Annotated in this window: 6 protein-coding genes and 1 pseudogene; 5 read left to right on the forward strand and 2 right to left on the reverse strand. The window is 76.2% G+C overall.

All coding sequences use genetic code 11. The features are described 5' to 3' along the window. Positions 1 to 11 precede the first annotated feature (11 nt). A complete protein-coding gene (locus FRCN3DRAFT_RS0238910) occupies positions 12 to 4,718 on the reverse strand; it encodes an NB-ARC domain-containing protein (RefSeq protein ID WP_007516268.1) in 4,707 nt (1,568 codons plus the stop codon). Positions 4,719 to 4,877: 159 nt separating this feature from the next. On the opposite strand from FRCN3DRAFT_RS0238910, the gene FRCN3DRAFT_RS0238915 reads away from it, so the two are divergent. Further along, positions 4,878 to 6,098, forward strand: a complete 1,221-nt coding sequence (locus tag FRCN3DRAFT_RS0238915; RefSeq protein WP_007516266.1) for a nicotinate-nucleotide--dimethylbenzimidazole phosphoribosyltransferase — start codon at positions 4,878 to 4,880, stop codon at positions 6,096 to 6,098. 10 nt (positions 6,099 to 6,108) lie between these two features. Then, positions 6,109 to 7,020, forward strand: coding sequence for an adenosylcobinamide-GDP ribazoletransferase (locus tag FRCN3DRAFT_RS0238920; protein ID WP_007516265.1), 912 nt, complete (start codon positions 6,109 to 6,111; stop codon positions 7,018 to 7,020). A gap of 54 nt (positions 7,021 to 7,074) precedes the next feature. Here the strand turns inward: FRCN3DRAFT_RS0238920 and FRCN3DRAFT_RS0238925 are convergent, their stop codons facing one another. Then, on the reverse strand, positions 7,075 to 8,619 hold the full coding sequence (locus tag FRCN3DRAFT_RS0238925) for a leucyl aminopeptidase (protein WP_007516264.1): 1,545 nt from the start codon (positions 8,617 to 8,619) through the stop codon (positions 7,075 to 7,077). 67 nt (positions 8,620 to 8,686) lie between these two features. On the opposite strand from FRCN3DRAFT_RS0238925, the gene gcvT reads away from it, so the two are divergent. The 3 genes and pseudogenes from gcvT to FRCN3DRAFT_RS50855 form a co-directional block, all read left to right on the forward strand. Continuing rightward, positions 8,687 to 9,829: a glycine cleavage system aminomethyltransferase GcvT gene (gene gcvT / locus FRCN3DRAFT_RS0238930; protein ID WP_007516263.1), complete on the forward strand. Its 1,143-nt coding sequence runs from the start codon at positions 8,687 to 8,689 to the stop codon at positions 9,827 to 9,829. Positions 9,830 to 10,125: 296 nt separating this feature from the next. Next, complete coding sequence (lpdA, locus tag FRCN3DRAFT_RS0238935; RefSeq protein ID WP_007516262.1) at positions 10,126 to 11,514, forward strand: dihydrolipoyl dehydrogenase; 1,389 nt, start codon at positions 10,126 to 10,128, stop codon at positions 11,512 to 11,514. Between the two features lie 286 nt (positions 11,515 to 11,800). Further along, positions 11,801 to 12,078, forward strand: a pseudogene (locus FRCN3DRAFT_RS50855) (biotin/lipoyl-containing protein); the annotation flags it as partial.

The raw sequence follows: 12,078 nt of genomic DNA on the forward strand, positions 1-12,078 counted from the left end.
CCGGGCCGGGGCTAGTCGAGGCGCAGCTCGTAGAGGTAGAGGCCGCCGGAGGCGGCCACGGCGAGGCCGCGCGAGTCGGGCAGCCAGCCGCAGTCCCTGGCCGCGCCGTCGAACCGCATGAGCGTGACGCACCGCCAGCGCTCCGTCTCCCAGATTCGCACCGAGCCGTCGCCACCGGCGCTGGCGAGATACGCCCCGTCGGGGCTGACCGCCGCGCCCCGGACCGTGTGGGTGTGCCCGGCCAGCACCGGCCCCGCGAGCCAGCCGTCGGTCCACCAGACCCTCAGCGTGTGGTCGGCGCCGGCGGAGACCAGGAAACGCCCGTCCGGCGCGACGGTGAGGCCCAGCACCTCGTTGGTGTGCCCGGTGAGCAGGGCCACCGGCTCCAGCGTGATGACATCCCAGACCCGGATCTCCCGGTCCGTGCCGCCAGCGGCCACCCAGGTGCCGTCAGGGGCGACGACGCAGGTGTGCCCGGCGCCACCGCCACCGGTCTCCCCGTCCGCGGAGGAGGCCTCGGCATAGTAAGGATCTTCGGGGTACGGATCGGTCGGGTACCTGTCCGCGTCGTCCAGGTACCGGGCCCGCCGGCCCGTGGTCGACGGCTGGGTGGTCGAAGGCTGGCTGACGAACGCACGCGGCGGCGCGCCCGCCCGGCGACCACCGGCTCCGTCGGGCCCACCGGCACCCCCGCGGCCACCGCCACCGGCGAACGAGGCGAGCCACTCGCCGCTCTGGGTGTCCCACATTCGCACGACGCCGTCCGCGCACGCGCCGACCAGCCAGGAACCGTCGGGCGACGCGGCGAAGCCGCGGACCTCGCTCGGCGAGGTCAGCACCGCGCGGACGACGCCGGTCGTCGGCTCCCACAGCCGGACGCCGCCGTCCCGGCCGGGCAGCGCCACCCAGCTGTCGTCGGGGGCGACCGCGCCGCCGCGGACGGGGTTGAGCCGCTCCCCCACCAGCGCGGCCCCCTGCTCGGCCGTGGCGACGTCCCACTGGACGGCCGTGGCGTCCTCGGAGACGGAGACCACCCAGCGCCCGTCCGAGCTCGCGACGCAGGCGCGCATCCCCTCGTCCCGGCCACTCGCCGCGACGCCCGGGTCGGCGAGCCCGACGTCCCAGATCCGCAGCGCCCCGTGCCGGCCGGCGGAGACCAGCCAGCTCCCGTCCGGGGCGATCGCGCAGACCGCCGCCGTCCCGCTCGGACCGACCAGTTGCCGGCGCGCGCCGGTCGCCGTGTCCCACAGCCGCACGACACCGTCGGCCGCGGTCGCGGCCACGGCCGCGCCGTCCGCGGTGACCGCGCAGCCGCGCGCCGCGGCGCCCACCTCGTAGCGCGCGACGGCGGCACGGGCCGCCGGATCCCACCGCCGGACCGTGCCGTCCTCCCCGGCGGACACCAGCCAGGCCGGCCCGTCGCAGACGGCGAGCCGGCGCACGGGACCGCGGTGCCCGCGCAGCTCGCCGGCCGGGGCGCCGCCCTGGCGGATGTCGAACAGCCGGATCGTCCCGTCCTCGCACGCCACGGCGAGCAGCGAGCCATGGGGCGCGACCGCGCAGTCGCGCAACCGCCGGCCCGGGGTCACCACGATCATCGGGCCGGGCAGGCCGCTGCGGGCCCGCCAGCAGCGGACGACGCCGTCGTCGCCGCAGGTCGCGAACCAGGCGCCGGACGGGGCGACGGCGGCGCCGCGCACCTCCCCGTTGTGGCCGCGCAGCTCGAACCGGGCGGGTCCGCCGCGGGCGTCCCAGACCCGGACCACCCGGTCCGCGCCGCCCGACACGAGGAAGCGGCCGTCCGGCGAGATCACGCAGGTGTGCACGGCGCCGGTGTGGCCGGTCAGCACGGCGCGGGCCGCCGACGCGTCCGCGTCCCAGATCTGGACGGTGCCGTCGTCGCCGGCGCAGGCCAGCCAGCCGCCCGACGGCGCCACCGCGCAGGCGTTGACCGACGGGCGGTGGGCCTGGAGCACCCGGACGAGCCCGGGGTGGGGCTGGTCGGGCAGGCTCCAACGATTGACCAGCCGCGGCCCGCGCACCGTGGCGGCGAGCTGGGCGCGGGCGTCGGCGAGCGCGGGGATGCCGTCGAGCCGGCTCGTCAGCACCGCGCTCAGGGCGCCCGGCGGATCGGTGGGGCCGAACAGGTGCGCGGTCTGGCGCAGCACCCGGCGCAACGCCCGCAGCGCCGGGTCCGTCGGGTCCAGCTCGGTGGCGAGCGCCAGGTCCGCGTCGACGGCGACCAGGCCGAGGCTCGGCCGGGCGAGCTTGGCGATCGTCCAGCGCAGGTCCCGCAGCAGCGCGAGCGCCTCGCCGGCGCGGCCGGCGCCGACGAGGTGCGCGACCAGGTTCGTCCACACATAGCCGGCCCGGCTCGGCAGCTCCCACCAGGCCGCGGGCGTGGCGGCGTCCGCCGCTTCGTCACCGGGGCCCGGGCGTTCGGTGTCACCCGCGGCGTCGCCGTCGTAGTTGTCGTTGTCCGCGAGGTCGTAGCCGTAGGTCAGGACGTCGTCGGTGTCCGCGGCGCCGGCGGCCGGCGGCCGGCCCGGCGCGAGCAGCCGGGCTCGAAGCGCGTCGCACAGCAACCCGTGCAGCTCACGCAGCCGCCTCGGGCCGACGCGGACGCGCAGGTAGGAGCGCAGCACGTCCTGCATCAGCAGCGCGGGCGGGTGCCGGCGGTAGGCGAGCACCAGCGACAGGTCGACGAGCTCCTGGCACAGGTCGTCGACCTCGTCGGCGGTGAGCTCGCCGGTGGCGCCCCAGTACGCGTCGAGGACATAGCGGGGGATCTCGACGTCCTCGGGGAAGACGGCGAGCTCCAGGTACCGGTCGAGCTCGTCGCCGGTGAGCAGGCCGACGCTCGCCGACAGGGTGGCGCCGACCGCCTGGTTGCGATCCTCGAGCCGGGTGACGTCGAACGCCGTCGGGCCACGGCGTGCCAGCCGGGCGAGCACCCGGTCGGCCGCGCGCGGCGGTGGCACGCCCTCGCGCACCAGCCGGACGAGCGCCCGGTTGACCAGCCGCAGCAGCACCGGCCAGCGCCCGGTCGCGTCCAGCAGGCGGCGAGCCCGGTCGGCCGGCAGCACGAGGCCCAGCACGGCGGCCGCGTCCCGGTCCCCGTCCTCGTCCTCGGCGACGTGCGAGACGGTCTCCCCGGTGGACGTCTCCCCTGGCCGCGGGGCGAGGTCGAGGGTGAGCAGGCGGGCCGCCTCCGCGTCGGACATCGCCAGCACCTCGACGGTGTCGGCGGCGGCGAGGTCCGGCGGCAGGTCCCGCATCCGGGTGGTGACCAGCCGGACGCAGCCTGGGCCGCCCTGCAGGAACGGCGCGAGCTGCGCGCGGGTCCAGACGTCGTCGACGACGAGCAGTCGCCGCGGCGCGCCGAGCAGCTCGCCGAGGCGGAACCCGGCCTGCTCGGGGTCGGCGAGCGCCGGCCGGGCGCCGGACAGGGCCTCGCTCAGGTCGTTGACCTTGTCCGCGAGGTTCGCGCCGGTCACCGACTCACCGACGGTCACCCACAGCACCCCGCCGGGGAACGCGCCGACGATCTCCGGGCGCCGGCAGACCTCCGCCGCGAGCGTGGTCTTCCCGAAGCCGCCGACCCCGCGCAGCACCACGATCCGCGGCCGGGCCGCGCCCTGGGTCGCCTCTCCCGGCGCCGAGCCGGCGGCGACGGTCGGGAAGCCGCCCGTCCCCCCGGTGCCTCCCTCCGGCGGCACGGCCGGCAGCCGCGGCACGGCGGGCAGGTGCCCCCCGGCGGGGGAGACCGGCGGCCTGCCCAGCGCTGGTGGCGGGGCCAGCGCGGGTGGCGGGGCCAGCGCGGGTGGCGGGGGGGCCGGCAGGGTGATCTCGTCCGAGTAGGAGTCCTCGTCCGTGGCGGCGAGGGTGGCGCTGGCGGGCGGCGCGATGGCGCGTAGGGATGGCGCGATGGTGCCGTCGGCTGGCGCGATGGTGCCGGCGGCGTGGGCCAGCAGCCGGGCGAGAACGGCCTCGGTGAGCTCCGGCCGGGCGACGACCTTGCCGTGCGCCGATGGCACCATCCACGGTCGGCGCGGCCCGGTGCCCGCCTGCGCCGCGTCGGGGCCGATCGCGCCGACCCCGACGATGACCACGGCGGGTCCGGGGCCCAGGGCATTGCCGTTCGGCAGGGCGGCGGCGGCTTCCTCGCGCTCGCGGCGCTCGCGCTCACGCAGCTTGACCAGGGCGTCGAGGACCGCCGTCTCGAGGTCGGCCGGCGTCCGGAAGCTCGTGGTGATGAGGCCGACGCCGTTCAGCCGTTCCCGGAATCCGCGCTGGCGGTCGCCGTAAACGATGTCGGAGAACTCCTGGAACGGCACGAGGGCGTCCTCGGCGAGCAGGAACATCAGCCGTGGGATGCCGGCCTCGGTGGCCGCCTCGAACTCGACCTCGGTGTAGGACAGGTCCGGCCGCTCGCGCACCGGGGTGCCGTATCGGAAGCCGATCAGGCCGACGTAGACGTCGCTCGCCCGGACCTGCTCGGCGCAGAACTCGGCCGGTGGGTCGTCGCGGGCGCCGAAGTAGGCCATGTCGACGGCGAGGTCACCAGCCCGGGCCACGGCACGCTCCGCCGCGGCGACGAACGACAGGTCGCGCGGGTAGGCCCGGAGCTCGGATGTATGGCTGAGGAACACCCGCCGCCGGTCGCCCGCCCCCCACCACCGCGGGACGACTTCCCGCCGATCTGGAACCAGCGACACATCCGGAAACTACCGCCTTCGGCCCACCCTGATCGCCCTCCTTGCTCGCCGGTTGTGTCGCTCACCCGATCCGGTGTTACTCGCGCCGGTCGGCCCCGGCGTCTGGTCGGTCACGGGGGCGCGCGGTCCGAGGCGCGGGCAATCAGGTAGTAAGACCTCGTGGAGAATCCGCTGACCGACGCGACCGGGGCGTCCTCGGCCGGAGAGCCGACCGCCGAGGTGACGCCCGCTGCGGCGGCCAGCTGGGCGAGCGTCTCGGCCGGCATCGGCGACGTGCCCGAGCCGGACGCCGCCGCGGCCGCCGCCGAGCAGGCCGCCGCGCACCGCCGGGCACGCGCGCTCGGCCTGCCGCGGGGTTCGCTCGGCAAGCTCTCCGAGGTGGCCGTCTGGCTCGCCGCGGCCCAGGGCACCTCGCCGCCGCGGCCGATCACCCAGGCCCGCGCCATCCTGCTGGCCGCCGACCACGGCATCGCCGAGGCAGGCCTGTATCCCTGGCCGCCCGGCGCCACCGCCCGCAGGCTGGCCGCCGTCATCGCCGGCGCCTCGCCGCTCGCCGTCCTCGCCCGTCGCGCCGGCGTCGGCCTGCGCCTCGTCGACATCGCCGTCGGCGCGACGGTCGAAGGCGATGTCGACTGCGATGTCGACGGCGAAGGCGACGTGGGACCGGGTCGGCCGGACGACGGCGGCCACCGGGTGCGGGCTGGCAACGGGCGGATCGACCAGGACGACGCGCTGACCGTCGCCGAGGTGGACCAGGCGTTCGCCACCGGCCGGCTGCTCGCGGACGAGGAGGTCGACGCGGGCGCGGACCTGCTGATCCCGGGCGCGCTCGGCGTGGGGGCGGACACCGCCGCCGCGGTCGTCATCGCGGCGCTGCGCAGCCACGAGCCGATCGACGTGGTGGACCGCGGCGACGGCAGCGACGACGCGCGCTGGATGCTGCGTACCGCGGCGATCCGGGACGCGCTGCGCCGCACCCGCCCGTTCGCCGGCGACGCCCGTTCGGTGCTGCGGGTCGCCGGCGGCGCGGATCTCGCGGCCATCGCCGGCGTGCTCGTCCAGGCCGCCATCCGGCGCACCCCGGTCATCATCGACGGCCCGGCGGCCTGCGCGGCGGCGCTCGCGGCGGAGCGGATGGCCCCGGGCGCCCGCGCCTGGTGGCTGGTGGGCAGCGACTGTCCCGACCCGGCGGCACGGCACGCCGTCGAGGCGCTCGGCCTGTCCCCGCTGGTCGACCTGAGGATCCGCGCCGACGACGGGACCGGCGCGTTCGCCGCCGCCGCGCTGGTGGCGGCCGCGGTGGAGACCGCCGCCGACCTCGCCGCCGCCGTGGCGGCGGACGGCGGGGCCAGTGAGGCCGATGCGGCGGACATCACCTGATGGCCTGTTGATGAGCGCCCGCACGACGCTGGCCGTGCTCACCGCCGCGCCGGTGCGGCCGACCGAGTCGGTGAGCCGTACCGCGGCGAGCCGGTTGACGACGCTCGCTCCCCTGGGCGGCCTGGTGCTCGGCCTGGTCACGGCCGTGGTCGTCGTCTCCATCCGGTTGTGGGCGAGGCTGCCCGACGGGCAGCCCCAGTCGCTGCTGCCGGCCGCCGGCGGTCTGGCGCTGCTCGCCCTCGCCTCCGGGGCGCGTCACCTGGCCGGCCTCGCCGCGGTCGCGGACGCTCTCGCCACGGGCCAGGCCTGGCGTGGCGCGCCGGCTGGACCCACGGCGGCGGACAGCCGTGGCGGCGCCGTGGGCGCGGCCGGCCTGGCCGCGGTGCTGTTCGTCGTGCTGATCCAGGTCTGCGCGCTGAGCACCGCCATCCTTGCCCATCGCGGCACGGTCAGCATCCTCGTCGCCTGCCTGGCCAGCCGCCTGGCCGTCACCCTCGCCGGCGCCCGCCGGCCACATGGCCCACAGGCGTCGGCGGTGTCCGCCGCGGACGTCTCCGCCATGGATGTCTCCGCCTGGGCCGACGAGGCGCGGGCCGGCATGCCGGCGCCCTCCCGGCGGATCGTGGTGGGCCGGGTGTCGACGGCCGGCGCGGCGCTCGCGACGGCGCTGTCGTTCTCGCTGGCCGCCATCGCCGGCCGGCTCGACTACGACGGGGGCGACCCGAGCCGAGCGCTGCGCGCCGTCGTCGCCCTCGCGCTGGCCACCGCCGTCGGCCTGCTGCTGCGCCGGCTCCTGGGTCGCCGCCTCGGCGGTGCCCAGGAACCGGTCATCGGCGCCATCGTCGAGCTCACCGTCACCGTCGCCCTCGTCACGATGGCGCTCACCATCCCCGACCGCCTCCAGAACGCCCTCGGCGGCTGATCCCCCGTCCGTGCGTCCAGCCTTGGACGGGGTGCGCCGCGCGGCGCGCTCGCCCTAAGCGGAGGCGCGGTCCTCGGCCAGTTGGATGAGGGTGCGGGTGATGGCACCGGTGGCGGCCTTGGGAGTGTGGCCGTAGGGCTCGCCGCCGTTCCAGGACGGTCCGGCGATGTCCAGGTGAGCCCACGGGACGTCGGTGGGCACGAAGGTGGCCAGGAAGTGGCCGGCGACGAGCATGCCGCCGTCACGGCTGCCGTTCGCGGGCACGTTGGCGATGTCGGCGACCGTCGAGTCCAGGCCCTTGCGCAGCTCCGGCGGCAGCGGCATCGGCCAGACGGCCTCGCCGCTGGTCCGCGCCGCGGCGGCGACCGCCTCGACGGCGCCGTCCCTGCCGAGCAGGCCGGTGGTGCGCTGGCCGAGCGCGACGATCTGCGCGCCGGTGAGCGTCGCGACGTCGACGATCATCGCCGGCTTCTCCTCGGCCGCCCGCACCAGCGCGTCACCGAGAACCAGCCGGCCTTCGGCGTCGGTGTTGAGCACCTCGACCCGGGTGCCGCCGCGCAGCGTGAGCACGTCCGACGGCCGGATCGCCGTCCCGCTCGGCATGTTCTCCGCGCAGGCGAGCCAGCCGACCACCCGGGCGGGCAGCCGCAGCCTCGCGGCCGCGACGAGGGCCGCCAGCACGGACGCGGCGCCCGCCATGTCGGTCTTCATCCACTCCATCGACAGCGGCGGCTTGAGCGAGAGGCCGCCCGAGTCGAACGTGATGCCCTTGCCGACGAGCGCCAGCGCCACCGGGGCCGGCTCGGCACCGTCCGCGGCGCCCGCGCCCGGCCACTCCAGGCGCACCAGCCGGGGCGGGTTGGTGGAGCCCTGCCCGACGCCGAGCAGGCCGCCGTACCCGCCGTCCGCGAGCTCCCGCTCGTCCAGGACCTCGACGAGCAGGCCGGCCGTGGCCGCCTCCTGCTCGGCGATCTCGGCGAGCCGCGCCGGCGGCAGGTGCCCGGGCGGGGTGTTCACCAGGTCACGCACCAGCCGGACCGCGTCGGTCACCGTCACCGCGTGCTCGACCGCGGTGGAGATCGCCGGGTCCGCCTCGTCGACGAGCACGACGACCTCCTCGGCCGGAGCCGGGCGGCCCTTCGCCGACGTCGTCCGGAACACGTCGAAGCTGTACGCGCCGAGCAGCGCGCCCTCGGCGGCAGCCCGCACCGATTCGGGGGTGGCCGCGCCGCCCGCGAGCGCGAGCGTGGTCGCGATCCTGGCGGTGCCGGCGAGCGCCCGGGTCGCCGCCCCGCCCGCGCGCCGCAGCGCCTCGTGGTCGAGCTCCGCCGCCCCGCCGGCCGGCAGCGGACCGACCCCGACGGCGACGACGCTGCCCGCCTGGATCGCCCCGAGCGTCGCGAACCGGACGACATCGCCGGCCCGGCCGGTCGCGCCGACGTCGGCGAGCACCTTGGCCAGCCGGCCGCCGAGCGCCGCGTCAAGCTCGGCGGTGCCGCCAAGCGGTACCGGGCCGTCGTCGCCTGCGGCGGTACCGATCACCACCGCGTCCACGTCCAGGGTCTTGAGGGCTGCGGCGACGGCGGAGGCGGAGGTCATGCACAAAGCCTAGTGCGGACGGCCACCGACACGTCCTTCCCGACGACCGCCACTACGCTGCGGTGGCATGGCCGAGCATCCCGAGATCCCCGAGGTCCCCGAGACCCCCGACGGCGCCACGCTGCTGCGCACGCCGCTGTTCGAGCGGCACGTCGACGCTGGCGCCAAGCTCGCCTCGTTCGGCGGCTGGGAGATGCCGATCGAGTACAGCGGCGGCGGGGTGCTCGCCGAGCACAGGGCCGTCCGCGAGGCCGTCGGCGTGTTCGACGTGAGCCACCTCGGCAAGGCCAGGGTCACCGGCTCCGGCGCCGCCGCCTTCGTCAACGCCACCCTCACCAACGACCTCGGCCGTATCAGCCCGGGGCAGGCGCAGTACACGCTGTGCTGTGACGAGTCCGGTGGCGTCGTCGACGACCTGATCGCGTACCTCTACGGCGACGACGACGTCTTCCTGGTGCCGAACGCGGCGAACACCGCGGAGGTGGTGCGCCGGCTCGCCGCCGCCGCGCCGCCCGGGCTCGCCGTCACCGGCCTGCACGACGCCTACGGCGTGCTCGCCGTGCAGGGCCCCCGCGCGCCCGAGGTGCTCGCGGCCCTGGGCCTGCCGGCCGAGGGCGACTACATGTCGTTCCGCGACGCCGAGTGGAAGGGCCGGCCTGTCGTCGTGTGCCGCTCCGGCTACACCGGCGAACGCGGCTACGAGCTGCTGCCCCGCTGGGGCGACGCGGTCGAGCTGTGGGACGAGCTGCTCGCCGTCGCCGCTGGCCTCGGCGGGCGGGCCTGCGGCCTGGGCGCGCGGGACACGCTGCGCACCGAGATGGGCTATCCGCTGCACGGCCAGGACCTGTCGCTGTCGATCAGTCCGGTGCGGGCACGGTCCGGCTGGGCGGTCGGCTGGGGCAAGGAGGCGTTCTGGGGCCGGGAAGCGCTGCTCGCCGAGCGGGCCGCGGGGGCGACGCACCTGCTGTGGGGCCTGAAGGCCACCGACCGCGGGATTCCCCGGCCGCACATGCGCGTGCTCGACGCCGCCGGCGCCGATGTGGGCGAGGTCACCAGCGGCACGTTCTCGCCGACCCTGCGGGTCGGCATCGGCCTCGCGCTGCTCGACCGCTCCGTGCAGGAGGGTGACGAGGTCGGCGTGGACGTGCGCGGGCGGCGGTCGACGATGACGGTGGTGCGTCCGCCTTTCGTCCCGTCGTCGCCCAAGTAGGGGGCACGGCGGCCCGGCGTGCTGAGGCGCGCCGGGCGCCGGCGGCCGTGCCGTCCGACGGGGCATACGCGGCTCTCGCCGCTCGTTCCACAGCTGGTTGCCCGGACAACAGTTGCCGATCAGGGCGGCGTGACCCTTCGCACGGGCCGACATCATGCCCGACAGGCGGCCATGCCGTGAAAGACTGGGCAGCCGGGACCATCGGCGGTCCCGCACGGGTGGCAGGGCACGCGGATCACCATGATCGCGGCCCGCGCGGCCTTGCTGGCTACGAGTAACGAGAAGGGGCCCCTGGCGTGGCAGAATCTGCGGCCGGTCCCGTCGACCTTGTCATCCTCGGTGGCGGCAGCGGCGGATACGCCGCCGCGCTGCGCGCCGCCGAGCTCGGACTGAGCGTTGTCCTGGTCGAGAAGGACAAGCTCGGCGGCACGTGCCTCCACCGCGGGTGCATCCCGACGAAGGCACTGCTGCACTCGGCGGAGATCGTGGACAACATCCACGAGAGCGAGACCTTCGGCATCCTGTCGACCCTCAACGGTGTCGACATGGCCAAGGTCAACGCGTACAAGGAGTCGGTCGTCGGCGGCCTGTTCAAGGGCCTGACGGGACTCATCAAGGCACGAGGCATCGAGGTCGTCGCCGGCGAGGGCCGGCTGGTCTCCCCGACGGCGGTCGCCGTCGACGGCCGGGTCATCGAGGGCCGGCACGTGATCCTGGCCACGGGTTCCTACTCGCGGTCCCTTCCCGGCCTGGAGATCGACCACGAGAAGGTCATCGCCAGCGAGGACGCGCTGCGGCTGGACCGGGTGCCCAGCTCGGTCATCGTGCTCGGCGGCGGCGTGATCGGCTGCGAGTTCGCGTCGGTCTGGCGCTCCTACGGCGCCGACGTCACGATCGTCGAGGCCCTGCCGCATCTGGTGCCGCTGGAGGACGAGTCCAGCTCGAAGCTGCTGGAGCGGGGCTTCCGCCGCCGTGGCATCAAGTTCAAGCTCAAGACCCGGTTCGCCGGGGTGAAGACCACCGACCACGGCGTGACCGTGTCGCTGGAGGACGGCTCGACACTGGACGCCGAGCTGCTGCTCGTCGCGGTCGGCCGCGGCCCGGTCTCCGAGGGGCTCGGCTACGACGAGGTCGGCGTCGCGATCGAGCGGGGCTTCGTGCTCGTCGACCGCGACCTGCGGACCAACATCCCGACGATCTCGGCGATCGGCGACCTGCGTCCGGGCCTGCAGCTCGCGCACGTCGGCTTCGCCGAGGGCATCTTCGTCGCCGAGCAGCTCGCCGGGCTGAACCCGGTGCCGATCGACTACGACAACGTCCCCCGGGTCACGTACTCCTCCCCGGAGGTGGCCTCGGTCGGCGTGACGCTCGCGGTCGCGAAGGAGCGGTTCGGCGCGGACGCGGTCACCTCGGTGACCTACAACCTCGCGGGCAACGGGAAGTCCCAGATCCTGAAGACCGCCGGCGCGGTCACGGTCATCGCCGTCAAGGACGGGCCGGTGGTCGGCGTGCACATGGTCGGCGACCGGGTCGGCGAGCTGATCGCCGAGGCACAGCTGATCACGAACTGGGAGGCGTACCCGTCGGACGTCGCCCAGCTGATCCACCCACATCCGACCATGTCGGAGGCGCTCGGCGAGGCCCACCTCGCCCTGGCCGGCAAGCCGCTGCACCTGCACGACTGAACGGCCGGCGCCGGGCGCATCCCCGCTCACGCGGGACCCCGGCGCCCCGCCGCCGCACCGCAACCAGCCAGGCACGGCACCTGGCCTCGGCCAGTGCCGGCACGCGTCCCGCAGGCGTACCGCCGACCCGCGGACGCCCGCCCGGCGTCGCGGCACCATGCCGCCCGTCTGCCCGCCGACCACGGCCCTCCCCGGTCGGCGGCAGGCGAGCGGGGCGATGCCGAGACGCCGGCCGGGCGAAGGGGCGGCGGGCACCGTGCGGGCACCATGAAGGAGTCCCGCAGGCATGTCTGTATCCGTCACGATGCCCCGCCTGGGCGAGAGCGTGTCCGAGGGCACGGTCACCCGGTGGCTCAAGCAGGAGGGGGAGCGCGTCGAGGCCGACGAGCCCCTCCTCGAGGTCAGCACCGACAAGGTCGACACCGAGATCCCGGCGCCGGCCTCCGGCGTGCTCGCCTCGATCAAGGTCGCCGAGGACGAGACCGTCGAGGTCGGCGTCGAGCTCGCGGTGATCGAGGACGGCGCCGGCGGGGCCGCGGCTCCGGCCGCCCCCGCCGCCGCCGC

The organism is Pseudofrankia saprophytica (assembly GCF_000235425.2).
Taxonomy (GTDB): Bacteria; Actinomycetota; Actinomycetes; order Frankiales; family Frankiaceae; genus Pseudofrankia; species Pseudofrankia saprophytica.